This window comes from Paramesorhizobium deserti (genome assembly GCF_001558695.1).
GTDB lineage: Bacteria > Pseudomonadota > Alphaproteobacteria > Rhizobiales > Rhizobiaceae > Paramesorhizobium > Paramesorhizobium deserti.
Map to the genome: position 1 here is coordinate 57470 of NZ_LNTU01000039.1, position 23428 is coordinate 80897.

General features: G+C 60.6%; 26 protein-coding genes. 14 read left to right on the forward strand and 12 right to left on the reverse strand.

What is annotated here, in order from left to right:
* Window positions 1–15: 15 nt before the first annotated feature.
* From sctV to ATN84_RS27605, 5 genes are all read right to left on the reverse strand, one after another.
* A complete protein-coding gene (sctV, locus tag ATN84_RS22835) occupies window positions 16–2154 on the reverse strand; it encodes a type III secretion system export apparatus subunit SctV (RefSeq protein WP_068884818.1) in 2139 nt (712 codons plus the stop codon).
* Window positions 2151–2486 (reverse strand): tetratricopeptide repeat protein, encoded by a 336-nt coding sequence (locus tag ATN84_RS22840; RefSeq protein ID WP_068884819.1) that lies wholly within the window; start codon window positions 2484–2486, stop codon window positions 2151–2153. Before ATN84_RS22840 ends, sctV begins: the two co-directional genes overlap by 4 nt.
* A complete protein-coding gene (locus tag ATN84_RS22845; protein ID WP_068884820.1) occupies window positions 2483–2893 on the reverse strand; it encodes a hypothetical protein in 411 nt (136 codons plus the stop codon). Before ATN84_RS22845 ends, ATN84_RS22840 begins: the two co-directional genes overlap by 4 nt.
* A 28-nt stretch (window positions 2894–2921) precedes the next feature.
* Window positions 2922–3836: a SctD/MshK family protein gene (locus tag ATN84_RS22850; RefSeq protein WP_068884821.1), complete on the reverse strand. Its 915-nt coding sequence runs from the start codon at window positions 3834–3836 to the stop codon at window positions 2922–2924.
* A gap of 149 nt (window positions 3837–3985) precedes the next feature.
* Window positions 3986–4147, reverse strand: a complete 162-nt coding sequence (locus ATN84_RS27605) for a hypothetical protein (protein WP_201026431.1) — start codon at window positions 4145–4147, stop codon at window positions 3986–3988.
* Between the two features lie 448 nt (window positions 4148–4595).
* On the opposite strand from ATN84_RS27605, the gene ATN84_RS22855 reads away from it, so the two are divergent.
* The 12 genes from ATN84_RS22855 to sctT all read left to right on the forward strand — a co-directional run bounded on the left by ATN84_RS22855 (window position 4596) and on the right by sctT (window position 12713).
* A complete protein-coding gene (locus ATN84_RS22855; RefSeq protein ID WP_153020357.1) occupies window positions 4596–5279 on the forward strand; it encodes a type III secretion protein in 684 nt (227 codons plus the stop codon).
* A 9-nt stretch (window positions 5280–5288) separates the two neighbouring features.
* Window positions 5289–5468 (forward strand): hypothetical protein, encoded by a 180-nt coding sequence (locus tag ATN84_RS22860; RefSeq protein WP_068884823.1) that lies wholly within the window; start codon window positions 5289–5291, stop codon window positions 5466–5468.
* Window positions 5469–5512: 44 nt separating this feature from the next.
* Complete coding sequence (locus ATN84_RS22865) at window positions 5513–5968, forward strand: hypothetical protein (protein WP_201026432.1); 456 nt, start codon at window positions 5513–5515, stop codon at window positions 5966–5968.
* 25 nt (window positions 5969–5993) lie between these two features.
* Window positions 5994–6773, forward strand: coding sequence for a type III secretion system inner membrane ring lipoprotein SctJ (gene sctJ / locus ATN84_RS22870; RefSeq protein ID WP_244491178.1), 780 nt, complete (start codon window positions 5994–5996; stop codon window positions 6771–6773).
* A gap of 14 nt (window positions 6774–6787) precedes the next feature.
* Window positions 6788–7444: a hypothetical protein gene (locus ATN84_RS22875; protein ID WP_153020358.1), complete on the forward strand. Its 657-nt coding sequence runs from the start codon at window positions 6788–6790 to the stop codon at window positions 7442–7444.
* The gene (gene sctL, locus ATN84_RS22880) at window positions 7441–8049 is read left to right on the forward strand and encodes a type III secretion system stator protein SctL (RefSeq protein WP_068884826.1); all 609 of its coding nucleotides are present in this window, start codon (window positions 7441–7443) and stop codon (window positions 8047–8049) included. Before ATN84_RS22875 ends, sctL begins: the two co-directional genes overlap by 4 nt.
* Window positions 8050–8077: 28 nt before the next feature.
* Window positions 8078–9382, forward strand: a complete 1305-nt coding sequence (locus ATN84_RS22885) for a FliI/YscN family ATPase (RefSeq protein WP_425287445.1) — start codon at window positions 8078–8080, stop codon at window positions 9380–9382.
* Window positions 9379–9882 (forward strand): hypothetical protein, encoded by a 504-nt coding sequence (locus ATN84_RS22890; RefSeq protein ID WP_068884828.1) that lies wholly within the window; start codon window positions 9379–9381, stop codon window positions 9880–9882. Before ATN84_RS22885 ends, ATN84_RS22890 begins: the two co-directional genes overlap by 4 nt.
* 74 nt (window positions 9883–9956) lie before the next feature.
* The gene (sctQ, locus tag ATN84_RS22895) at window positions 9957–10940 is read left to right on the forward strand and encodes a type III secretion system cytoplasmic ring protein SctQ (RefSeq protein WP_068884829.1); all 984 of its coding nucleotides are present in this window, start codon (window positions 9957–9959) and stop codon (window positions 10938–10940) included.
* Window positions 10933–11586 carry a type III secretion system export apparatus subunit SctR gene (sctR, locus tag ATN84_RS22900; RefSeq protein WP_068884830.1) on the forward strand — a complete coding sequence of 218 codons (654 nt, stop codon included), beginning with the start codon at window positions 10933–10935 and terminating at the stop codon, window positions 11584–11586. Before sctQ ends, sctR begins: the two co-directional genes overlap by 8 nt.
* A gap of 5 nt (window positions 11587–11591) precedes the next feature.
* Window positions 11592–11861 carry an EscS/YscS/HrcS family type III secretion system export apparatus protein gene (locus tag ATN84_RS22905; protein ID WP_068884831.1) on the forward strand — a complete coding sequence of 90 codons (270 nt, stop codon included), beginning with the start codon at window positions 11592–11594 and terminating at the stop codon, window positions 11859–11861.
* A 9-nt stretch (window positions 11862–11870) separates the two neighbouring features.
* Complete coding sequence (gene sctT / locus ATN84_RS22910) at window positions 11871–12713, forward strand: type III secretion system export apparatus subunit SctT (protein WP_068884832.1); 843 nt, start codon at window positions 11871–11873, stop codon at window positions 12711–12713.
* Window positions 12714–12727: 14 nt separating this feature from the next.
* Here the strand turns inward: sctT and ATN84_RS22915 are convergent, their stop codons facing one another.
* On the reverse strand, window positions 12728–15850 hold the full coding sequence (locus tag ATN84_RS22915) for a LysM peptidoglycan-binding domain-containing protein (protein WP_068884833.1): 3123 nt from the start codon (window positions 15848–15850) through the stop codon (window positions 12728–12730).
* A gap of 497 nt (window positions 15851–16347) precedes the next feature.
* On the opposite strand from ATN84_RS22915, the gene ATN84_RS22920 reads away from it, so the two are divergent.
* Together ATN84_RS22920 and ATN84_RS22925 are read left to right on the forward strand one after the other, a co-directional pair.
* A complete protein-coding gene (locus tag ATN84_RS22920; protein ID WP_068884834.1) occupies window positions 16348–16629 on the forward strand; it encodes a type II toxin-antitoxin system RelE/ParE family toxin in 282 nt (93 codons plus the stop codon).
* 11 nt (window positions 16630–16640) lie between these two features.
* On the forward strand, window positions 16641–16937 hold the full coding sequence (locus tag ATN84_RS22925; RefSeq protein ID WP_068884835.1) for a HigA family addiction module antitoxin: 297 nt from the start codon (window positions 16641–16643) through the stop codon (window positions 16935–16937).
* Between the two features lie 10 nt (window positions 16938–16947).
* Here the strand turns inward: ATN84_RS22925 and ATN84_RS22930 are convergent, their stop codons facing one another.
* The 6 genes from ATN84_RS22930 to argH form a co-directional block, all read right to left on the reverse strand.
* Window positions 16948–17820, reverse strand: a complete 873-nt coding sequence (locus tag ATN84_RS22930) for a polysaccharide deacetylase family protein (RefSeq protein ID WP_068884836.1) — start codon at window positions 17818–17820, stop codon at window positions 16948–16950.
* Between the two features lie 12 nt (window positions 17821–17832).
* The gene (locus ATN84_RS22935) at window positions 17833–19227 is read right to left on the reverse strand and encodes an MmgE/PrpD family protein (RefSeq protein ID WP_068884837.1); all 1395 of its coding nucleotides are present in this window, start codon (window positions 19225–19227) and stop codon (window positions 17833–17835) included.
* Window positions 19228–19376: 149 nt separating this feature from the next.
* Complete coding sequence (locus ATN84_RS22940; RefSeq protein WP_068884838.1) at window positions 19377–20207, reverse strand: ABC transporter substrate-binding protein; 831 nt, start codon at window positions 20205–20207, stop codon at window positions 19377–19379.
* Window positions 20208–20227: 20 nt separating this feature from the next.
* On the reverse strand, window positions 20228–20998 hold the full coding sequence (locus ATN84_RS22945) for an amino acid ABC transporter ATP-binding protein (protein WP_068884839.1): 771 nt from the start codon (window positions 20996–20998) through the stop codon (window positions 20228–20230).
* 11 nt (window positions 20999–21009) lie between these two features.
* Complete coding sequence (locus ATN84_RS22950) at window positions 21010–21876, reverse strand: amino acid ABC transporter permease (protein ID WP_068884840.1); 867 nt, start codon at window positions 21874–21876, stop codon at window positions 21010–21012.
* Complete coding sequence (argH, locus tag ATN84_RS22955; protein ID WP_082766449.1) at window positions 21870–23339, reverse strand: argininosuccinate lyase; 1470 nt, start codon at window positions 23337–23339, stop codon at window positions 21870–21872. The genes ATN84_RS22950 and argH overlap by 7 nt, the downstream gene beginning before the upstream one ends.
* Between the last annotated feature and the right edge of the window lie 89 nt (window positions 23340–23428).

Here is a 23428-nt window from a genome sequence, read left to right on the forward strand (position 1 = left end):
CTTTCGACCATCAGTTCAAGCCTGGGACGACGCGGCGGGCTCGCTATTGCGAATCTGGCGTAGCGACGGGGGCGGGAGGGAAATGGCGCCCAGGGACTGGACACTGAATTCGGACGCGATTTCCTGGTAGGAGAGGACGGGAAGCCTGATTTCATTGCGAACGAGCAGATTGCGCAAATGCCTGCGGATATCCATTGATGTGAGTACCGCCCGCACAGCATCCGGGCTGGCCTTTTCACCATATCGCCTAAGCTGGTCGATAATCGGCTTGGAAATCTGCTCAGGAACGCCGGCAAAGCCCCCTGCCTCTCCGCGCTCGAGCGCGGCGCGCAAGGCTTCCTCGGCATGCCGCGTCAGGACGTAGGCCGAGATGACGCGGTTCATTTCGGCATTGCGATGGCTGATTTGCCTGGCGAGCGCCACCCGCGCATGCTCGACCAGCCCATAAGCCGTCGGGACGCGCGGTCCCCATTCCACGATCGCTTCCAGGATGGCCCGGAGATTGCCGATGGGAATATCCTCTTCAACCAGGCGGCGGAGGACTTCCGATATCTTCTGGAGAGAAGCGACACTCACCGCCTCCTTGACCAGATCCCCATAGTCTTCCTCGATCTGCGTCAGAAGCAGCCGCGTTTCCTGAAGTCCGATGAAATGCGACGCATATCGGCGCAGCACATCGGCAAGAACGTGGGCCAATACCGACGACGGCTCCTCGAAGCTGATCCCGGCGTTGCGCAAGGCCCCGGCATGGACGTCCTCGATCCAGACGGCCTCACGATCCCCCGTCGGTGCCGGACCGCGCCGATAGGGTATCTTCATCAGATCGAGGTCCACCGGATCGCCGGTCAGAAGCAGATAACCCACCGGAATCGCCCCGCTGACCACCGGCACGCCTTCGAGATCGACGCGGAAATCCTCTCCGTCCGATCGGGGATCGGCCATCAGATCGATGGCGGGCACGCTGACGCCGAGATCGTTGAGAAGATCGTGGCGCGTCCGGTCAGCCAGTTGCCGGAAAACCTGCGGATGCACCTGCGCCGCCAGATCGCGGCCAATCCAGGCAACGAGGCGCGAAGACAGCTTGCTACCCAGGACAGCCGCTTCTTCTGCATGATCGGCCTCCCGCGCATTGGTCAGGATTTCGGGTTCCTGCTGCTCCTCGGCCGTTCCCGGCGAACTCCGCCGGTGGATGAGATAAGCAAGCCCACCGGCGCCCGCGCCAAGCCCGAGAAATACGAAAGTCGGAAAACCCGGGACGAAGCCCATGGCGAACAAAAGGGCTGCGGCAAGCGCCAGCGCTCGGGAATCGGCGACCAGCTGACCGACGATTTCCGAGCCGAGGTCCTGCTCACGTTCGGAGGCGACGCGAGTGACGACCACGCCCGAGGCAACCGCGATCAGAAGCGCCGGAATTTGCGTGATCAGGCCGTCGCCGACCGACAGGAGAGAATAGGTCTGCGCGGCGTCGGAAAAGCGCATGTCATGCTGCATCATACCGACGAAAAGGCCACCGATGAGATTGACGACGATGATGATCAGCCCGGCGATCGCATCGCCCTTGACGAACTTCATGGCGCCGTCCATGGCGCCATAGAACTGGCTCTCTCGCTCCAGATTGCGGCGGCGCAACCGTGCCTCGTCCTGGTCGATGTCGCCGTTCCGCGCCTCGTTGTCGATGCTCATCTGCTTGCCGGGCAGCGCATCGAGGGTGAAGCGCGCGGCCACTTCGGCGACGCGTTCCGCACCCTTGGTGATGACAACAAACTGGGCGATGGTGATGACCAGAAAGACGACCAGCCCGATGATCACCTGACCGGCGATAACGAACTCACCGAAGGCCGAGACGATCTGTCCGGCATCGGCCTGCAGAAGAATCAGGCGCGTCGTGGTGATGGAGAGCGAAAGACGAAAGAGCGTGGCGAGCAGGATGACCGAGGGCAGCGCGGAAAACTGCACCGGCTTGAAGATGTAGAACGCCACGACCAGGATGAGCAGACTGAAGGCGATGTTCAGCCCGATGAGCATATCGACGAGGAATGTCGGCATCGGGATGATCATCATCACGATGGCCAGCATCATGAACGCGGCGATGACGACGTCGGAGCGCTTGGCGGCCCGCCTGGCGAACCCGTTCAGGGCGGCGACCGTGCTCATGCGGCGGCCCTGTTCTTGAGACAGTCGAGAAATGTGAGATGAGCCCGCGCATTCTCGCCGTTAAGCCATAGCGCCCGGCTTTTCAAAAGCTGGAGATCGGCGGTGTCCTCCCCCTCGATCTCGCTGATCCTCTCTATTGCCGAAAGCGCGCGGTCGGCGGCCCCTGTCTCAAGAAACACCGTGGCGAGGGTACGCAGGATACCGGTGTCCTCGGGCGCGATCCGCGTCGCCAGAAGCAGGAAAACAAGCCCGCGATCACGGTTTCCCCCGCGGCAATAGAGATAGCCGAGACCATGCAGGAACTCGGCGCTCTGGCGCGTATCGACCGTCACTCCGCCATCTCCCACCCGCCAATCTCCGGATTGTCCGCCTCGCGGCCCATGCGGTCGTGTAGATCACGGCGGCTCTCGATTTCCTCGGCGAGAACGGAAGCGGTGATCGAGGCGATTTCCGCCTCGATGCCCAGACCGGGCAACAGATCCTGCATGACGTGCTCGAGGATTTCCTGCGACCGGACGGCGCTGAACATGCTGGGATCGCTGACCTTCGGTTTCGCCAGTCGGGAGATATCCTCCCGGATCGGGTTCCTGGCCCTTCCTCCCGGTCGCTGCGCACTCCCCAGAAGCGCTTCGAAGGCGTCCACATGTTTGGAGACGACAGTTTCCGTTACGCTGCTTGCGGCAGACAGCCCCGCTTCCCTACGCTGCCAATCGCCGTTCCGGCGTAATTCAAGCGTCATACCTGTTCCCCGCGGCCTTTCCGGCCGTTCAGAAAGTTAATGTAAATTCCTCGTCGTTCTTGCGAACCACCATGCGTCCGCTGCTGATATCCTTGATCACCCATCCGTCCTGCAGCACCGCGCCCGGATAGAGCCGCGCGCCGTTGGCCGCGACGGCATAAGGTGTTTCTCCGAACCATATGGCCTGCAGATTGAACCTGGGCTTCATCTTCGGCGCCTCAGGACCGACCTCGCTCGCCAGGACATGGGTACGGCCATAGGTCTGATCGAACCACTTTTGGATATCGACCCAGTCATTGTGCCGCTGCGGTGGCAAGCTGCCTGTTACGATCAGGCGCGCGCCGTCCGTGTCGACGGTGAGATGATCCAGCCCCTTTGACTGGAGCTTTTCGGCCAACGCGGTCTCCGGCGAATTCGTCGCTAACGCAGTCGATGTTTCGATCGGGTCTGTGGCTTGGGCCGTGCGCACGGCACCAAGCGCCGCCAGCTCCTGCCGCGGCTGGAACATTCCCCCGGCGCCGGCATTGACCGCCGCGATGAAGATCAAGGACAAAACCGCGCTCCCCGCGATCCAGCGTCCACCGGGAATATTAATGCGAGTGGAACGCCGGGCTTGGCGGCCAGACAGTTTCACTCGCGCGTCGCCAAGCTGAAGCTCGGCGGGCAATGAAACCCGCGCACCATGGCCTACCGGTATGTGGGGGCCGCGCACCACCGTGACCGGGCCGCCGGTCGCCTCGATGAGAACCGCCGAGCGCTCCAGGCGTAGGGTCGCGTGATTCGCCGCCACCCCGGCATCGCTGAGCATCAGATCACATTCAGATGTCGAACCGATGCGCCAGGCCATGCCCTCCAGCGGGATGGAAACGCCCTGATGCACGCCTGCCGTCACATGAAACCGCACATCGGAATGAAGAACCGGAAGTCCAGCAACAGATCCCATGATCTTAACGCTCCAGCTATAACGACCTGACCGTTCACGACACCGCGGCGGGCATTACCGCTCCGGCTCGGATAACAAGGGAATAACTCGAATTTACGCTGGAAAATCCGCGGATGGCGCATTGCCACCCGCGGATCTCAAAATTTGGATTATTGCGGACGCTGCTTGGCAGCGTCGAGAGCCGCCTTCTTTTCCGTCGTGATCTCGGTCACCTTGGCCGACTTTTCGATAGCCTTGTCGAAAGCCGCTTCCATCCTGGAGATCGAAGCGTCCGAACCGGTCGACGAGGGGATTCCTGATACGCCGCTCATATGAATGTTCCTTCAGATAGTGGACATTTGAAGACGGTGAATTGCATGCCTGCGTGCCCCCGCAGGTCCGGAGCTTTCGCTGCGAGACGCAACGGAACCATCACGGGCAGCCGCAATCTAAGTGGTTTTAATGAAGTGGCAACCCAATAAATAGGGGTTCAATTTTGACCGATCCGTGTCATAAACGCGCAAAAATTCGGGATAACGAATTCATAAACAAAAATTTTATTGTATCAGTTCGTTTTCTCCGGCACGTTTTGAACGAAAATTAGCGAAATCACATATTGTATCAACCTGTTGTATTTATTTATACATTTTTGAATTGACGAATAATTGTCACTTGATTTCGAAATCTTTGCCTATAGTCTGACCTCCAAGTAGAGGCATGGGGCGGCAAGCTCCAGCCGTTACACTCTGTAAGCCCCTTCCCGCTCGATTCGGAGGCCTCGTGCAGACAGCGATGTTCATGATGGACAAGATTGCTGGCAGACGATGGAGCATCGCCCTGGCTGCGAGCGGGATTGCGTGGCTGGCCGCCACGTCCTTCGCACATAGTGCTGAGCTCGATCTCCTGGACAGGCCTTATGCCTATGTGCTCATTGATCAGGATGCGCCCAGCGCGCTAAGGGAGTTCGGCCGCAATCTCGGTATCCCCATCGATATATCGGATAGGGTCCGCGGCCAGGTGCGGGGCGAGATCAGGGCAAGAACCGCCGGCGAATTCCTGCGCGAGCTTGCCGCCGCCAATGGCCTCGTCTGGTATTTCGACGGTTCTGTCCTGCATGTGAATTCCAGCGAGGAGTTCACCACGCAAATCATCGACGCGGGCCGCGCCAGCGGCGCGACGGTCCTTGACGAGATGCAGCGCCTGCGGCTGACCGATCCCCGCTTTTCCATCTATTTCACGCCGCATTCTTCCGCGCTGCGCGTATCCGGCCCGCCATCCTATATCGCGATGGTCCGCCAGGTCGTGTCGACAGTCCAACCGCCGCCACAAACGCAGGCTGATGATCCCCGCGTGCGGGTGTTCCGCGGCGGGCGTCGCGACGAGCTCGTCACCAGCCGCCCGACCCTGACTGCCGAAACGGCGTCGCGCGAGCAGCTTTCAGATACCACCAGTCAGCAACGATAGGAGAAGCGAATGTCCGTTCAGCCGGTCAATGCCACAGCGAATGTCGAGCCGACGCCGGACCAGGCCAACCAGGAAGCTTTCGATGCCGCCCTGGAGCAGGCCATGAGCCAGGCCGGCACGACACTCATCGGACAGCTTATGATGCAGCAATCCAATGAAATCCTGAACGAAGCGATGTCCGACGAATAATCCGCTCGCCTGGAACAGGCGCGCTTTGAAAAATGGAGCCGATCATGCCCGGAATCCAGACGATCACCGCCCTGCCGGGAGCTGCCGCCGATACGGGACCTCTTTCGCCCGTTTCGCAAAACGCGCAGAACCTCTTCGAGTTCATGGCTGAAAATGTGCGTATCCTGCCGCAGCAGGCAAGCCCCGTCGATCTCGGTCGCACCATGCTCAATGACCTCAAGGGGTTTGTCGAGCGCAGCGGCAGCTTTTCGAGCCGGGCGCAACGCCTTATCGACGGCCAGGACACCCCGACCCCGGCCAGCTTTTCAGCCAATGTGAAGGAATTGGGGAACAGCGCCTCCTCGACGGCGCCTCAGGCGGAGAGCGTCGGAGACAAGCAGATTCAGCGCGTCGTCGCCTCCCTCGGCATGATGTTCGACCATTCCATCGAAACCCAGATGGTGGTGCGCGGCGCCACGCAGGTTTCGGGCGCCGCCAACACCCTTCTCAAGGGCCAATGATCCAGTTGCCAGAGGGAGACCGCGGGTGCGGCACATTGCAGTAAGATGGGTGATGATCGCCGCCACCGCGATTCTGCTTCAGGCGTGCAAGGCGGAGCTCTATTCGAACCTCGATGAACGCGAAGCCAACACGATGGTGGCGACGCTGTTGTCCAACGGCATTTCGGCAAGCCGCGCGGTGCAAAAGGACGGCAAGCTGTCCGTCACCGTCGAGAAGAGCCAGTTCGCGCAAGCCGTCAACATTCTGAGCGAGGCAGGCCTGCCGAAGGAGCAGTTCGCGTCCATCGGCAGCGTCTTCAAGCAGGAAGGGCTTGTCGCCTCTCCGGTTCAGGAACGCGCGCAGATGATCTATGCGCTGAGCGAAGAGCTCTCGAAAACGGTGTCCGAAATTGACGGCGTTCTGTCGGCGCGGGTCCATGTCGTCCTGCCGGGCAACGATCCGCTCCAGCGCAATGCCGCGCCGGCATCGGCTTCTGTCTTTATCCGCCACGAACCGAGCCTCGACATCAACGCCCTGATACCGCAGATCAAGACGCTCGTGGCCAATGGCATTGCGGGATTGACCTATGAGAAGGTTTCCGTCGTTCCCGTTGCCGCTCCCGTGTCGCGGCTTGCGCCGGCTCCCACCGAGCTCACGCCTTTCCTCGGCATCTGGGTTCTCGATGCCAGCATGAGCCGCGTGATCTGGATTTTCGGCGGGCTCCTCGCCGCCATATTGGCCCTTGCGGGGGCACTCGCCTACACTTTGTGGCGAGATCGCGGCCGCAAGACCTATCAACTTGAACCGATAAGCCCGAATAAATGACAGCGGCGGAATTCGTGGGAGCTGAAAAAGCCAGGGAGCCGGCGGAGCAATGGGCCGGCATTGCCGCGACACCGCTGCGCTTCTTGCATCCCTCACACATTGCCGCCTGCTTCAATGGCGTCGTCACGCCGAAGGCAGCCGAGCAACTTGCGGCTTCTCCCCGTATTGCCAAGCGTCTGGAGCGGCTGGTCGCCGATCACCATGGCCTGCCCGCATTTCCCGGCGAAATGGCCGTCGATGACGGCGATTTGCGGCTGATGCGGATGTCGTCTGACGAGTTCCAGGAATTCGCCTGGTCCGCGGGTGCGATCTATTGGGCCCATGTTCTTTCAGGAGAAATCCGCGCCAACGCTGTCGCGGCATTGAAGGAGATCGTCGGCGAGGCAACCTTCACGCTTGCGCTTGCCCATCGCGATCTCGCCGGCGGCGAACCGAAGCCCGACGATCCGGAGGCGCTGAGGGAACACGTTCAGCGTGACGGCGATGCCTGCCTTGCAAGCTGGTACGCATCGATGCCGCCCGCTCTTCATGCCTGGCTGCGGTTGAAACTACCGGAAGATTACTCCTTGGCTCCGCCCGCCAGCGCGGAAAAGCGCGAGAAATGCCTGGCCATCGCGCGGCGTCTCGCGCAATCGGGCGATGCTGCAGATATTGCCGACGGTCGCCAATGAATGCACTTCCTTCAAAGCCGCCGGTGAAGATCATCCGGCATGAGGATGCCGATTGCTGGAGCGACGGTTATGCCTTCCTGCAAGCGGCCAAACAGGAGGCGGAGCGCCAGCTCAGCGCGGCGCGCGATGCCTATGAGGAAAGCCGCAGGCAGGGGTTCGAGGCAGGGCGACAGGAAGGCGAACGCGAAGCCGCCGCTCTCCTTGCCGGCATTGCGGCGAAGGCCAATCGCTATCTGGCGGGGCTCGACCAGGAGGTGGTCGATCTCAGCCTTGCCGTTATCGAGAAGCTGCTGGGGCGCTATCGCGATGCCGAAGTCGTCGGCAAGCTGGCTCAGCAGGCGCTCACTGCCTTTCGCCGCGAACAGCAGGTGACGATCAGCGTTGCGCCTCATATTGCCGATGAAGTGGAGAAGCTGATTGGCGAGAGCCGTCCGGACATCGCGCAAACCGGATTTGCCGTGGTGGCGGATGCCCGCCTGACCGGCAATCAGTGTGTCATCGCCACTCCCGTCGCGGTTATGAGTGCAGGTCTCGATTCGCAGCTGTCTGTCATCAGGGCAGCGCTCACCGCCGCGCATCAGGAGCCCGAATCCGATGGCGCGTGAGATGGCGACGCTAGGCTTCAACCAGCGTATGAGACAGCTTCACCAGACTGTCCTTGCGACCGAGACGCGCCCGTTGAATGGCCGGGTTCGCCGGATAACGGGCATCATCGTCCATGCCACGGTGCCCATGGTACGCATTGGTGAACTCTGCCATCTACGCGATCCGATCTCGGGCCGCACCGTGCCTGCCGAAGTGATCGGCTTCGACGATGAGGAAGCGGTGCTGACGCCGATCGGCGATCTCGACGGCATGTCGACACAGGCCGAGGTCATTCCCATGGGCTATGCTTTGCAGGTGCCTGTCGGCCCGGACCTGCTCGGCTGCGTTCTCAACCCGATGGGAGAAATCCTGAACCGGGAAAGCAAGACGGAGACGCGCATCGCCGCCTATTACCCGACCCACAATGCACCGCCACAGCCGCTTTCCCGCGATCTCGTAGACCAGCCCCTGCAATTGGGTATCCGGGCGATCGACGGTTTCATGACCATTGCCCGCGGCCAGCGCGTGGGCATATTCGGTGAGCCCGGCGTCGGCAAATCGGCCTTGCTCTCCAGCATCGTGCGCGGCACGCAGGCCGACATTATCGTCATCGCGCTCATCGGCGAGCGCGGACGCGAAGTGCGCGACTTCATCGAACGCCAGCTCGGCCCGGAGGGGAGAAAACGGTCCGTCGTCGTGGTGGCCACCTCCGACCGCCCGGCCATGGAGCGGGTCAAGGCCGCCTATGGGGCGACCACGATCGCTGAATATTTCCGCGATCAGGGCCATCACGTCCTGCTGCTCATGGACAGCATCACCCGGTTTGCAAGGGCGCAGCGCGAGATCGGCCTGGCGGCGGGCGAGCCGCCGACCCGACGCGGCTTTCCGCCGTCGCTCTTTGCCGCCTTGCCGAAACTGCTGGAGCGCGCGGGACCCGGCGCCGGCGGGTCGATCACTGGGCTTTATACGGTGCTGACGGAGGGCGACGGCACGCTCGACCCAGTCGCCGAGGAAACGAAATCCATTCTCGACGGCCATATCGTGCTGAGCAGCGAGCTCGCCCAGCGCAATCACTTCCCGGCGATCGACATCTTGCGCAGCCGCAGCCGATTGATGGACAGCGTGACCTCGAATGAGCATCGGGCGAGCGCCGCTTATATCCGCGAGCTTCTGTCACGCTACGACGATATCGAACTTCTTCTCCGCGTCGGCGAATACCAACGCGGCAACGATCCGAAATCGGACGAGGCGATCGACAAGCGGCAACGCATCGAGGATTTCCTGAAGCAGGAGACCGGCGATCCCGCCGCATTCTTGTCCACGGTCGCGCGAATGGGTGAACTCGCCTCATGACCAAGGAGCGGAACCTCGAAAGGCTTCTGAAACTGCGCCGCATACGCATGAGGCTCAGCGAGAATGCGCTTTTGCTGCAGAACCGGGCTCGGCGGCAGGCGGAAAGCGGCGTGGACGAGGCAATCCAGAACATTGCCCACCATGACGATGTCTGGCGTGAACAGGAGCAGGCAACGATCGATCAGATGGGGCTTCAGCCCGTCAGCAGCCAAATGCTCGCGCAGGAACGCGAGAAGATGGCGGCGCTCGCCCAAAAGGCGGACGAGCTGAGAGAGGCGGAGCAAGCCGCAAAGCATGTCCTGGCAGACGAGACACAGCGGCAGCAGGAAAAGCTGGGGGAACACCGCCAGCGGCTGCGCGAGCATGACAAGGTCCTTTTGATGACACGGCAGGATCTTGAGCAAAGGCAGAGGCAAGCGGCATTGCAAAACGAATTGGAAGAGGAGGAGCAGACAGCCTTGCGTGCTGCTCCCGGTTTGGGAAGGCGCACGAGCAAGTGAGGGCGGAACAGATTCATGCGGCTTCCGCTGCGTCGGAAGCCCTAGAGGCAGCCAGATGGCTCCCAAAGGTGCCCATGGAGTGCGTCGAAAGCCTGAATACGATTCATTGCCCCCGCCCGCCGCTGCGCCTGACGCACGAAAGCCAGACGGTCGAAATCCGCATCGCCGATCCCTCGGCGTCGATCACCCGGCCGGCAGTCGAATTGCCGCTGACGATCGGCCCGTGGCAAGGGAACCTCGCCCTGCCCTTTGTGATTGCGGAACGGATCCTCGAGCCGGTAACGGGCGGGAAAATGGCTTCCGACCTCTCCCCTGACTTGTTGGCGCTTCTTGCAGAGCATGTTCTGGCGGATGCGCTCGACAACATAGAGAGCGCCGTCGAACAGCCGATCCATTTTGACGGTTCCGGGAAACCGCAAGCACCATTGATCATGACGGCGTGGAAAGTGGCGTTTGGCAATGTCTCGGCAACCGCCGAACTGCATCTGCCGGCCGGCGCGCTGGAAGTCCTGGCGAACTTTCTCTCCCGCATCTCCCCGCCCGCGCAGAACGCGATCGGCGACGATATTCCAGCGTTGTTGCAAATATCCGCCGGCCGTCAGTCGCTCACCTCTGCCGAGCTCGTCAGCCTTCGGCCGGGCGATATCGTCCTCATGGATGAAGTGCGGGAAAATGAGGCGAAAGCGCTTCTCGCCAGCCGATATGTTGCACGCGCGCTCAAGGGTCCGGATGGCTACAGGGCCGCCGGTCCGTGGCGCAAATCCAATCAAAATCAGGGAACAATCATGGAATCGAAAAGCCGGGCCTCGGGCAAGCCGCAAGCGGAAGACGTCGATCTCAACGATCTGCCGGTCGAACTGGTGTTCGAGATCGGCCGCCGGGAGCTTTCCCTCGGTGAAATCCGGCAGTTGGGGGAAGGCAGCCTGCTCCTGACTTCACCCGGCGTCGACGGCGCTGTCGATATCCTCGCCAATGGCCGTCGCATCGGCAAGGGCGATCTCGTGAAGATCGGTGAGGGCTTGGGCGTTCGAGTGGTGCGTATCGCCGAAAATGGATAGTGCCTCCTCGAACCTGTTACCGATCATCCTGCTGGTTTCGACGATCGGGCTCATTCCGCTCGCGGTCGTGACGATGACGGGCTTTCTCAAGATATCGATCGTGCTTTTCCTGATCCGCAATGCATTGGGCATCCAGCAGTCGCCGCCCAATCTCGTGCTTTACGGAATTGCGCTGATCCTGACGGTCTATGTCACGACGCCGCTGGTCGGAAACATGTACCGCCTGCTTGAAAGCCGCCCCATCGATCTGCAATCGCTCGAAGGCGTAAGGGAAGCCGCCGAGCGACTGCGTCCGCCGTTGCAGGAGCATCTGTCCCGGTTTACCGACGACAAGGAGAAGGAATTTTTCCTGAACGCCACCGAAAATGTCTGGTCGCCGGAAGCGCGTGCCGATCTCAGGCCGGATGATCTCGTCGTGCTGATCCCTTCCTTCGTCAGTTCGGAGCTCACAAGGGCATTCGAGATCGGCTTCCTGCTTTACATCCCGTTTCTCGTCATCGACCTCATCGTCTCGAACGTGCTGATGGCGATGGGCATGATGATGGTTTCGCCGACGCTGATCTCCATCCCGCTCAAGATATTCCTGTTCGTCGCCGTCGACGGCTGGTCGCGCCTGATGCACGGCCTCATCCTCAGCTACGGGTGAGCGGGATGGGGCAGGACATCTTTCTCTCCCAGATGCAGAATGCGCTGCTGACGGTTCTGCTGGTTTCGGCCCCTGCCCTCGGTATCGCCATCCTGATTGGCATCAGCGTCGGCCTGATACAGGCATTGACGCAGATTCAGGACCAGACGCTGCCGCAGGCCTTCAAGCTCGTCGCGGTGATGCTGGTGCTCATCGTTTTCGGACCGGCGCTCGCCCTGCATGTAACCAATCTCGCGGGCCAGGTGCTTGATGCCTTTCCCGTGGTGACACGCTGAGCGCCCGTGATGGATCCAACGGCCGCGACCTATTCCATCATCGAGTTCGCCTATCCCCTGCTGATCGCCACCGCCATGGCGATGTCCCGCGCGCTCGGCATGGTGGTGCTGACGCCGGCTTTCACGCGTCTCGGCCTCACCGGTCTTCTCCGGTCGGGCGTGGCGATCGCTATCAGCATTCCCGTCATTCCAGGCATTTTTGCCACGATGGCCGAAAGCCGTGAACTCACAAGCATCATCATGACTGGCCTGATGATCAAGGAATTCGTCATTGGGATCATCATCGGGATCGCCTTCGGCATCCCGTTCTGGGCAGCCGAGGTCGCCGGCGACCTTGTCGATCTTCAGCGCGGTTCCACATCCGCGCAGCTGGTCGATCCCCTCGCCATAAGCGAAACCAGTATTTCGGCGACACTGTTCAACATATCGCTCGTGGCGCTCTTCTTCATGTCGGGCGGGTTTCTCCTACTCCTGGACGGCTTCTATAGAAGCTACGATCTGTGGCCGATCGTCAGCTTCACGCCCGTCATGGGATCACAGGCCGCTTCCGCCCTGCTCAGCGCTCTCGACCGGATCATGCAGATCGCCCTGCTCCTTGTCGCCCCCGTCGTCCTCGCCATGCTGATCGCGGATCTGATGCTGGCCTATCTTTCGCGCCTTTCGCCACAGCTGCACATTTTCGACCTTTCGCTCGCGATCAAAAACCTGCTCTTCTGCGTGCTGATCCTGTTCTACGCGACCTTCCTCGTCCCCCTCATGCTTTCGCAGATAGGAAGCCTGTCCGGCACGTTCGATGCGCTGCGCACAATCGTCTCAGACACCCCGGCGCCGGACACCGCACCAGGGCGCTGAACTCGCTGCGCCGCTCAAGCCACGGGGATATCGATCCCGAGCTCCCTCAGCACGACATCGATCTGCGCCACCGATGAGGGATGGGCGTCGCCGGACTGGATGCTGGCTGCGAGGCTCGGCACATAGACCGGGGTGCCGGTATACTGATAATTCAGCTCATCGGGATCGGTATATTGAAAATCATTGTCAGCAGTGGCGGTCAATTTTGAGATATCGCCGTCAAAATCGTCGAGCGTATGATGCAGGTTGTCCCGAAGCGCCTCCAGGCTCTCATGGGGCATATTGTTCAGCCAGTCGATGAACTGCTGGCGATCCGCTGGGTCATCGAGCTTGAACCCCTTCATCTCGGCATAACGGGCAAGGATCGGCACGGGGCTGAATCCGTCGCCGCTCTGGTCGACCAGAGCACCGGCAACATCCTCGTCAAGGCCCGCATGTTCCAGGAAATTCTTTGACGTCTCGGTCATGTAGACGTTGGAGGCTCGCGTGTCGGTAACGATCATCTGGCCGATGACCGCTGCTCCGACGATCACCAGCCCGGCGGGGCCGAACATGGTGCCGGTGCCGAGCGCCGCCATTACCGTACCGCCGGCCGCCACCGCGGACAGGCTGCCCATCAGGGGATCGCCGCTTCTGAAATAATCAACGGCATTCCAGGCATCAAACCCTCCGCTAAGCGCGCCAAGGAATTTCACCGCCGGCCTGCTTGAACTGCCGAAGTGCCGCACGGCGGCGGAATCCGCGTCGATACGCTCCATTCCGCCGAGGATTTCCACGGTGCGCTGGCCAAGTCCAACGGCGTCGATGACCACCTTGAGGCCGTTCTTTAACGTCGGGTCGTTCTGCAAATTCGTTGCCGAATTCGCAAGCGTTGCCCCCGTCGCCGCAACACCGACCATGCGCAACAGCTGCCCGGGAACCGTGGTGTTGGCGAAGGACCGGATACCGCTCGAACTCCGCAACCCATTCAGGTCACTGTCCAGCTGCGCCATCTTGGCCCTGGCCTGCTCGACCGTATCGCCGGGCTCGGGCAGTGACTGCTTGACGGCATCGATAGCCCGGTTCATGTCGCTTTCCGGGATGCCCAACAGCGACGACAACCTGCTGTTCTTCATGTCGTCAAGGCTTGCGCGAGCCCGTTCGAGACTGGCCGGGTTATTAGCGTCGAGATCGCTGAAGGACGGCAGAACCGTTCGCCGGATGATCTGGGTAGTCGCCTCCTCGGCCAACTTGCGACCACGGTCGGTCAGACGGGCCTGTCCGCTCAGGAAGCTGACGACCTCAGGCTTGTCGAGCAGTTCGGGGTTCTTCTTCATCGCGATGTCGATCGCCATCGCCGTCTTCTCGTCCGACAGGATCTGGCTAATCTGCTCATCGACCGCGGATTGCTGCGATGCCAGCTCCGGCGGCAGATCGCCGAGCGCCGTCAGCTGCTCAAGAAGCTTCTCGCCGTTTTCAGCAATTTCATCTTCAAGACGCTGCTCCGTCTCTTGCCATTCGGATCCTTTTTCCGTCTTGTAATCCTCGACGGCCTGCTCGAGCTGTTCCGGCGTCATCGTCGCACCGTGATTGGCGATCAGCCACTGCAGCTCCTGCATATGGGCGGCATAGGCATCGACGCTGCCGTTCACCGTCGTGGCATATTGCTCGACATTCGGAATGATGTTCTCAGTGACGAAATTCGAGCTGCTGGACCCATATTGCGCAGCTACGGCCAGCGGATAATCCAGGCGGGAACCATTGGCGATCGCCGGTGGTATCGAGTTGATGTTATAGCCGCCCAAAGCGGCGAAGCGTTCGACGACGGCATCGGCACCCGGCGTGCCGCCGATACGGTCGATGATCTTCATCAGGTCTATCTGACCATTCATACCGATCAACTCACTGCCGATCATCTCCTGACGCCGGGTATTTGCAGCCTCGATCGTCGGCATTGATGCGGACAGGAGATCAACGGCGAGTTTCGGATCGGCTCCGTCCGTCAGCCTTTCCAGATTCGCCATCACCGTCGCTGCATCTCCCTGATCGCTGGTCGCAGTCTCCGGATCGTAGTCGGCAAGCGGCTGCGTCGCCCAATCCGCGGCGTCGCGGATCAGCTGATCGGCATCCGCGGAGCGCAGCAGCACCTGCTGCAGATCGGGCGGCGCTGAGGCATACGATTCACTCAATTGCTGGAAAGCTTTGTCCGGCTCTCCCGTCGCATTGGCCGCATCGATGATTCGCCGGGCCCTGTCTTCGAGATCGACGCCGGCATGGGTGGAGGGGCGCAAGGTGATGCCGAGCTCGGTTGCCGCATTCTCGATCGCTGTCTGCGCGGGCGCGGCGTCCTGCCATTCACGATCAAAAAGGCGCTGCAGGGCATCGCTGCGCTCGTCTTCCGGCAGTTGCTCGATATAGTTCTTCACATCGCCGGTGATTTCGGCCGTTTCGGCGTCATAATCGATATCGGGATCATCCGAATATTGGATTTCATTGCCGCGGTCATAGATCTCGCCGGCGAAGACCTCTTCCCGGTCGGTCTCAAGACCACGTTCCTCGATCGCCGCGGTAACCGCGGCGCCAGCCGGACCGGCATCGCGCCAGTCGCTCTCGGCCAGGCGCAGGGCAGCCGCCTGCCTTTCCTGCTCCGGCAGATTGTCGAGATAGGTCCCGACATCCTCCTGCATGGCGCGGGTTTCCACATCATAATCGATCTGCGAGGGATCATCGGCATATTCGAGCTCGTTGCCCCGCTCATAAAGATCGCTGATGAAGGCCTCTTCGCCCTCCGGCACCCCGTTACTGCCGGTGGGACCGTTCGCCACGATTTCCGGCGAGCTCAACGGAACGATCAGAACCTCGTTGGGCATGATCACCGCATCTGATGTGCCGAGCTCAATCCTGTTGGTCGCCAGCAGGTCATCGAGACTGACATTGTTCTCGCGGGCGATCTCCCACAGACTATCGCCATTCTCGACGACGACGGCTTTTTCGTTGAGCGGATCGATCTCGTCGGCGCCGCCTGCCCGCGCGCGTTCGTTTACCGCTTCATTGATCTCGGCCATGAACAGGCGCTGCTGCTCATCCGAAAGGGCGGAGGTGCGATTGCCGGCTGCGTTGTAACGGTATTTTCCATCGATATCGATGCGGTAGGACATGATCGATCTCCGGTGATCTTCCCTGGGGCAGATTTTCCTGCTCCCGGATCGGCATGACTGAAGCGACAAGAGGTCCGGCCACTATGCTCAGCGAGCATAATGGTTTGATGACAGGCAGATGAATTATCCGGCGGTCGGAGCGGCTTTCCCTTATCGCGGGAGGCGGTCGGCACGATCGTTATTCTATTTTTCCGACGACAAATCGGGGTAGATCAGAAAATTCCTCTAAAACATCGCCGAAAAGCTTCCATTCGGATAATTTCAAATTGATACGGGTTGATTTTATATTTCAGGGTATTGCAACAAAGTGATGACCATCTCAACTCGTTGACGCTGTGGATTGTGTCTTGACGTCGTCACCTTATGTCACAAAGCGGATCGGTTCCCCAGTCAGAGAGACTTGACCGTTCAGACCCACCGCGGCCGTATCACGCCTTGATACTCCCCCTTGACCCTTCAATGTATCATGGTATGATACCTTCCAAAGGGGGCTAGTGATGATCCGTTCTTACAGGGATGGAAGGACTGAAGCCGTGGCGAGCGGAAAGGCTCCAAAGGGCTTCCCTGCAGATTTGGTAAGACCAGCCATTCGCAAGCTCACCATTCTTGAGAATGCTGTTCTTCTCGATGATCTCCGCTCTCCTCCAGGCAACCGCCTTGAAGCGCTAAAAGGTGATCGCAAGGGCCAGCATTCCATTCGTATCAACAATCAATGGCGTATCTGCTTCATTTGGGCGGATGCAGGCGCCGAAAACGTCGAGATCGTCGACTATCATTGAAAGGAAGCGCCATGGCCAGTATTCTTCCGCCTGTCCATCCCGGCGAAATTCTGCGTGAGGAGTATCTCATTCCGTTGGGCATGAGTGCCGGCGCTCTCGCCAAGCGTCTCAATGTGCCTCGCACGCGCATCGAACGGCTGGTTTCCGAACAGACGGCGGTTACCCCCGATACGGCTTTGCGTCTCGCCAAATTTTTTCGCACCACGCCCGAGTTCTGGATGAACATGCAGGCGAGCCATGATCTCAAGATAGAAGCCGCTGAGCTTGCGAAGGAACTCGCCGCGATCCGCGAACTGGAAGCTGCTTGAGGCGGTGCCTTCAATTCTGCGGCGCGGCTACGCTTTCAAAGTGCCGGGTGATCTCGGCGCCGGTGGCGATCCAGACATCGCTCTTTGCTTTGACGTGTTGCAAAAAATCCCTGAGGAGATGCCAGCGCATCGGCCGACCTGAAACCTGGGGATGCAGCACCATCGTGGTTACTCCGCCCCAGCCATGCGTGGCTTCGAATTCGTCGATCCAGAGTGACAGGACCTCCCTGCGGCCGAAGAGCGGGCGCGAGCTCGTCCGGCTCGTCATGCCGAAGTTCCAGTCGTCGAAGGCAAAATTGACCGGGATCTCTACCGGACCCGACCGACCATCGGCCAGCCGATGCCGATAGGGCAGGATATCGTCGCGAAACGAGCTGGAATAGCGGATTCCGCTTTTTTGCAGGTAAGCCAGAAGCTCCGGGAAATTCTCGCCGGACGGCGCGCGATACCCGATAGGCCTGACGCCCAGAACTTTTTCCAACGCCTCGAAGCCCCGATCGATTTCCTCCATCGCTTCTTCGAGCTTCGCCCTGTCCGGCATCTTGTGGAGATAACCGTGATGGCCGATCTCGTGACCTGCTTTCACAATAGGTTCGCAGGCCGCAGGATGGGCAAGCGCCGTCCACCCCGGCAGGAAAAAGGTGCCCTTCACCTCCAGCTCATCCATCAGTTCCAGGATTCTTGCGATGCCCACGCGGGCATCGTAGCCGCCATGCGAGACTGTCACCATCCGGTCGACATTCGAGGGATTGTTGCCGATCCAGGCAGTCTCCGCATCAACGTCGAACCCGATGAAGACAGCGCTTCTGGCTCCATTCGGCCATGTCATGGCCGGTGTCGGGAACGCAGGGTTCAAGGGGCGCGGTGAAAGATCATATGTCACGCGGCGTTTCCTTCAGCAAAAAACCGGCCTGCCGTCGGCGTTTCCAGCCAACAGCGTTTTGAGACGGCGGCAATCATCAAGCCTCTCAAGGCTGTTCACCAAATCCCAAAGTCTGGTGACCTCTTTGTCTTCCAATGCCATTCCAGCTAGTTGACGGAACTTCTCCTCGATGGCCCAGGGCTGCATCGGCCTTTCCGCCGATCCCGTTGCGCGCGGCACCATGCGCGAGACACGACTTCCGTCCGAAAAAGTGAGGATGACGACCGGCTCGTCCAGAGGCTGCATCGTTCCATCGATCTGGAGTTTCATCCGCCCCATCATCGGGCGAATGCGTGGGTCGGACCTGCATTCAGAGGAATAGGCCGCCAGCCCCGCCGTTCCGAAAATGCACCGCGCGGCAAGTGCATATGGAAGGCTCATCTGTGTGCTGGAGAGCGGTCCGTTTTCCTTCTTGCCGCACATATTCATGAGCATTTCGCTCATGCGCAACTCCATGGAGACGATCTCCTGCGGCCGCCGTCCGGTTTCCGACAGCAGGTCCTCCAGCGCGTCGATAGCCGAATGGGTTCCGCGGCACGAGGCATAGGGCTTCAGCACCGCGCGCCTGATCTTCCAGGCCTCTCCCAATGCCTCGGCAAGCTTTCCAGGCTCTCCGGATGTCTTGTTGAACGCGTTGAAGAACCCTCCCCAGACATCCGAGAAAACCTTCGAAGGACCTGCAAAGCCTTCCGCTGCAAGTTGAGCAGCGAGAAGACCGCCTTCCGCAGCACGCCCGGCATGAATTTTCTTTGCCTGCGATCCGTCGTGGATGAAACCCCAGAGCCCCGAAGAAAAGCTGGTGGCCAGCGTGATCGCATCGCGGCAGGCAGCGGCAGGCAGGTTCCAGAGATTGGCGACGGCCGCTGCCGCGGCCAGAGTCCCGCAGGTCCCCGTCGAATGCCAGCCGAGACCGTTATGTCTGTCATAACCGCCGGCCGCCTCCAATACGCGTCTGCCGACATCATAGCCGGCGACGACGGCGGAGATAAGCTCGCGTCCCGTGACGATCCGCCCGCTTCGCGGCAAGGCTGCCAGAACGGCCGGCAGGACGACGGCGCCGGAATGGTCGCATCCACCGGAATCATCGAGCTCGAAGGCGTGGGCGGAAATGCCGTTGACAAGAGCGGCGTCACGCGACGACGTGAAATCCTGCGTGCCCCAGATGCGCGCTTCGCCGCCCCGATTGATCACCTTGCGCGCGGTGGCGAACTCCCGCGAGCGCGAGCCCGCCAGGGCCGCGCCCAGCGTATCGGCAATATGAATCTTGGTCTTGGCGATCACATCGTCGGGTAGGTCCTCGAAACGCAGCGTCGCGACAAAGCCGGCGAGGCGGTCGATCGGACCTCCGCCAGGCACTGGGGTGAGCATGAACGATATCTCTCTTGTCTACGCGGAGAAACAGTATCGAGCCGAGCGCCGGGCGAATGCAGGCAGCTATCTCAGGGTTCCGACCGCAAGAACTCTCTGGAGCGCGGTCCCGGCGCATCGACATGCGCCGGGCCTCGGTTAGCGGCGCGTTACTTCACCGGCTCGCCATTGATGTAGATGCCGTCGAGCATCGCGTTTTCGAGGCCGTATTTGGCGAAGACCGCCTTGTACTCGCCTGACGCCATCAGCTCCTTAAGCGCTGCAGCATAGGCGTCGCGCAGCTCCGTATCCTTTTTGGAGAAAGCGATCCCCTGATAGACCGCCGTGAAAGGCTCGCCGACAATGATGTAAGTGTCCTTTTCCAGATCCACGAGATAGGGAAGCGTTTCCGACCCTTGAACCGCGCCGTCGAGACGTCCCTGCTTCAACTGTGCACGGGCATCGGCGGAACCTTCCGTACCGACGATCTTCAGGGCAGGCTTGCCCTCCCCTTCGCAGTTCTTGGCGCTCCATTTGGCGGCCTCGTCCGGGAAGGATGTCCGGCGGCTCATGCCGACGGTCTTGCCGCAGAAATCCGTCGGGGTCTTGAACTCGTCCTTGCGTGACGCGGAGGTATAGAACTGCGCGCCCGATTTCATGTAGTCGACGAAATCGAGCGTATCGCGGCGCTTCGGCAGATCGCTCATGCCGCTGTGAATGAGATCGACGCGACCGGTATTGATCGACGACACCATCTGTTCGAAACCGATGTCGGACCATTCGATGGTCGTCCCGAGCTTCTTGGCGAGCGCTTCTTCGAGATCGATATCAAGGCCCATAAGCTCGTTGGTTGCCGGATCCCGGTACTCCATCGGCGGATAATTCGGCTGGTTGGCGACGACGATCTTGCCGGCAGCCTTGTATTTCTCCGGCAGTCCTTCGGCCGTCGCAGTCGAGCCGACGGCGCATGCAAGGGCGATGAGTGCAAACTGTTTTTTCATGATCTTCCCTCTGGTGGTTATCAGTTGTGAACGGCTTTGATGAACTCTGCCGTACGAGTGCTCTTTGGCATGCTGAGAACTTGAGATGCCGGGCCGACCTCCTCCATTTTTCCGGCTTCCATAAACGCGACGGTGTTCGCCACATTGCGGGCAAAGCCAAGTTCGTGGGTGACCACGATCATGGTCATCCCCGATGAAGCGAGATCCTTCATCACGTCGAGAACCTCCTGCACCAGCTCCGGGTCGAGTGCGGAGGTCGGCTCGTCGAACAGGATGAGATCGGGACGCATGCCGAGCGCGCGGGCAATCGCCACGCGCTGCTGCTGTCCGCCGGAAAGCTCCGATGGATAATGGCCGGCTTTGTCGGCAAGCCCGACACGGTCGAGCAGAGCCATCGCCCTGTCCCTGGCTTCCGCCATCGGCTCGTTCAGCACCTGCACCGGGCCTTCGATGATGTTTTCGAGCGCCGTCATGTGCGGAAACAGGTTGAACCTCTGGAAGACCATGCCGATGCGGCGGCGCTGCCGGGATATCTCCGCGTCGCTTATTTCGTGCAGATGATCCCCGTCGCGCCGGTAGCCGATCAGTTCGCCGTTGACCCAGATCGCGCCGCCATCCATGCGCTCAAGGAGATTGATGCAGCGCAGGAAGGTGCTTTTCCCGGAGCCGGACGGGCCGATGATGCAGCAGACCTCACCCTTTTTTACCTCGAGGCTGGCGGCATCGAGAGCACGAAAGCTGCCGAAATTCTTGGTGACCTCAACGGCTTTTACGAGAATGTCGTTGCTCATATCCCTCTCCCTCAGATCGTCGCCCGGATCGACTTCGCGCCGCGTCCGAAATAGCGTTCGATATAGTGCTGGCCGATGGAGAGAACCGAAACGACGACCAGATACCAGAAGCTGGCAACCAGCAGCAGTTCGAGCACACGGGTGTTGGCAAAGTAGATGATCTGCGCGTTGTGCAGGATTTCGGAATACTGGATGACACTGGCGAGCGAAGTCAGCTTGACCATGCCGATCACTTCGTTGCCGATGGGAGGCACCATCACACGCATGGCCTGCGGCAGCACGATCCGGCGCAGCATCTTCATCTGCGTCATGCCGATGGTGCGCGCCGCCTCATACTGGCCGCTGTCGACCGAGAGCAGGCCGCTGCGCACCACTTCCGAGGTGTAGGCGCCCTGCGAAATCCCAAGCCCCAGCATCGCGGCCACGAACGGCGTCATGACATCGACGGTCCGGAACTCGAAAAGACCCGGAATCCCGATGGTGGGAAAGATCAGGGCGAGATTGAACCAGAGAAGCAATTGCAGAAGAGCCGGCGCGCCACGGAACACCCAGACATATCCGACGGCAATCGAGGACAGCACCGGATTGCCTGATATTCTCATGATGGCGATCAGCACGCCGAGAATGATGCCAAGCGCCATGGCGGCGAATGTCATGATCAGCGTGTTGTAGAGCCCCTGGAGAATGGCAGGTGCGAACAGGAATTCCGCCACATAATTCCATTCGATCTGCCCCATGGCGAAGGCGCGGACCAGCCCGGCCAGCAGGGCGAGCACGACCGCCGCGGCCACCATGCGGCCGACATGCCGCTTCGGTACGAGTTTCAGATGAGCGATTTCATAGCGCTGGTCAGCGACCTGCGAGACTTCCATCACCATGATGCCTGTCCTCCTGCTCTTTGGCCCGGGGTAGCGGAAGTGGCTACCGCAGCGGAGGAACTGTTGGCGAATTCGCGTCCGGTTTCCAGCGCCTTTTTGAAGCGGTCGATCTGCTCGCCGACACGTTCGGGCGCCGTCGCGCCATAGCCTGTCCTGCTCGCCACGGCGCGGTCGAGTTCTATCGCTGCAAGCATATCTGGCTTCAGCCTGCCGTCGATCGCAGGCAGATCGGCCTCCGTCAACCCGGACAAATCGTGGCCCCGTTCCTCGCAATAGCGCACGACGGCGCCGGTGATTTCATGGGCTTCGGCGAAGGGGATATTCTGCGAGACCAGCCAATCGGCAATCTCGGTTGCCAAAGTGAAGCCTTTCGGCGCTTCCTCGCGCAAGCGAGCCACGTCGAACTCCAGTGTGGCGATCATTCCGGCAAACGCCGGAAGGACCACGTCGAGAATATCGATCGTCTCGAACAGCGTTCGCTTATCCTCGGCAAGATCGCGATTATAGGCCAGCGGCATCGCCTTCATCGTCGCCAGGAAGCCGGCCACATTGCCGATCATCGTGCCCGACATTCCGCGCGTGAGCTCCGCGATGTCGGGGTTTTTCTTCTGCGGCATTATGGACGAGCCGGTGGAATAGGAATCATGCAGCCTGATCCAGCCGAACTGCTTGGAGCTCCAGATGCAAATTTCCTCCGCAAGCCGGGAGAGGTCCACGCCGATCATCGCGCAGATAAAGAGGAATTCCGCGACATGGTCGCGGCTCGCGACGGCGTCGATCGAGTTCTCGCAGGCGCCGGCATAGCCGAGTTCGAGTGCCGAGAGGTCCGGGCGGCGGGCGATGGCTGATCCGGCGAGCGCCGCGGCGCCGAGCGGCGACCGGTCGAAGCGACGGTCCCAGTCCCTGAAACGTTCGATGCTGCGCAACAACGACTGGGCGTGCGCCATCAGATGGTGCCCCAACGTCACGGGTTGCGCCGGCTGCAGATGCGTGAAGCCGGGCAGGATGGTCTTCACATGCTGCGATGCCTGATCGACAAGCGCGTCCTCGATCGCGACGAGACCGGCTGTGATCTCACGAGCCATCCTGCGCAGATAGAGCCGGGTGTTGTTGGCCGTCTGGTCGTTGCGCGAACGCCCGGCCCTGAGCTTGCCGCCGAGTGCGCCGAGACGGGCGATCAGAAGCCGTTCGAGGAAGGTATGAATGTCTTCATCGCTATCCCCCGGTACTTCCTTTCCATGCACCACATCCGTTTCGATGGCATCGAGAGCCAACTGGATCTCGGCCAGTTCGGCCGCATCAAGCACATTGGCACGATGAAGTTCGTTTGCATGAGCGCGCGATCCCGTCAGGTCCTCCGGGAAAAGCCGGAAATAGGAACGCGGCGCGCGCGACAGATTGACCAGCGCTTCGGAGGGGCCCGCCTTGAAGCGCCCACCCCACAGCTTGGTTGGTTCCGTCATATCTGATCCCCTGCTTGTTTGTTGTTTAGGCAATGCTTTCACTTGCCTGCTTTTCAAACAAGCGACATATTTGACTAGCGATATGACAA

Excerpts from the sequence above, each read along its gene's own strand:
- sctV (WP_068884818.1), bottom strand. The coding sequence starts at position 2,154 with ATGAGCACGGTCGCCGCCCTGAACGGGTTCGCCAGGCGGGCCGCCAAG.
- ATN84_RS22845 (WP_068884820.1), bottom strand. The coding sequence starts at position 2,893 with ATGACGCTTGAATTACGCCGGAACGGCGATTGGCAGCGTAGGGAAGCG.
- ATN84_RS22850 (WP_068884821.1), bottom strand. The coding sequence starts at position 3,836 with ATGGGATCTGTTGCTGGACTTCCGGTTCTTCATTCCGATGTGCGGTTT.
- ATN84_RS27605 (WP_201026431.1), bottom strand. The coding sequence starts at position 4,147 with ATGAGCGGCGTATCAGGAATCCCCTCGTCGACCGGTTCGGACGCTTCG.
- ATN84_RS22860 (WP_068884823.1), top strand. The coding sequence starts at position 5,289 with ATGTCCGTTCAGCCGGTCAATGCCACAGCGAATGTCGAGCCGACGCCG.
- ATN84_RS22865 (WP_201026432.1), top strand. The coding sequence starts at position 5,513 with ATGCCCGGAATCCAGACGATCACCGCCCTGCCGGGAGCTGCCGCCGAT.
- sctL (WP_068884826.1), top strand. The coding sequence starts at position 7,441 with ATGAATGCACTTCCTTCAAAGCCGCCGGTGAAGATCATCCGGCATGAG.
- ATN84_RS22885 (WP_425287445.1), top strand. The coding sequence starts at position 8,078 with ATGAGACAGCTTCACCAGACTGTCCTTGCGACCGAGACGCGCCCGTTG.
- ATN84_RS22890 (WP_068884828.1), top strand. The coding sequence starts at position 9,379 with ATGACCAAGGAGCGGAACCTCGAAAGGCTTCTGAAACTGCGCCGCATA.
- sctQ (WP_068884829.1), top strand. The coding sequence starts at position 9,957 with ATGGAGTGCGTCGAAAGCCTGAATACGATTCATTGCCCCCGCCCGCCG.
- sctR (WP_068884830.1), top strand. The coding sequence starts at position 10,933 with ATGGATAGTGCCTCCTCGAACCTGTTACCGATCATCCTGCTGGTTTCG.
- ATN84_RS22905 (WP_068884831.1), top strand. The coding sequence starts at position 11,592 with ATGGGGCAGGACATCTTTCTCTCCCAGATGCAGAATGCGCTGCTGACG.
- sctT (WP_068884832.1), top strand. The coding sequence starts at position 11,871 with ATGGATCCAACGGCCGCGACCTATTCCATCATCGAGTTCGCCTATCCC.
- ATN84_RS22915 (WP_068884833.1), bottom strand. The coding sequence starts at position 15,850 with ATGTCCTACCGCATCGATATCGATGGAAAATACCGTTACAACGCAGCC.
- ATN84_RS22920 (WP_068884834.1), top strand. The coding sequence starts at position 16,348 with ATGATCCGTTCTTACAGGGATGGAAGGACTGAAGCCGTGGCGAGCGGA.
- ATN84_RS22925 (WP_068884835.1), top strand. The coding sequence starts at position 16,641 with ATGGCCAGTATTCTTCCGCCTGTCCATCCCGGCGAAATTCTGCGTGAG.
- ATN84_RS22935 (WP_068884837.1), bottom strand. The coding sequence starts at position 19,227 with ATGCTCACCCCAGTGCCTGGCGGAGGTCCGATCGACCGCCTCGCCGGC.
- ATN84_RS22940 (WP_068884838.1), bottom strand. The coding sequence starts at position 20,207 with ATGAAAAAACAGTTTGCACTCATCGCCCTTGCATGCGCCGTCGGCTCG.
- ATN84_RS22945 (WP_068884839.1), bottom strand. The coding sequence starts at position 20,998 with ATGAGCAACGACATTCTCGTAAAAGCCGTTGAGGTCACCAAGAATTTC.
- ATN84_RS22950 (WP_068884840.1), bottom strand. The coding sequence starts at position 21,876 with ATGGTGATGGAAGTCTCGCAGGTCGCTGACCAGCGCTATGAAATCGCT.
- argH (WP_082766449.1), bottom strand. The coding sequence starts at position 23,339 with ATGACGGAACCAACCAAGCTGTGGGGTGGGCGCTTCAAGGCGGGCCCC.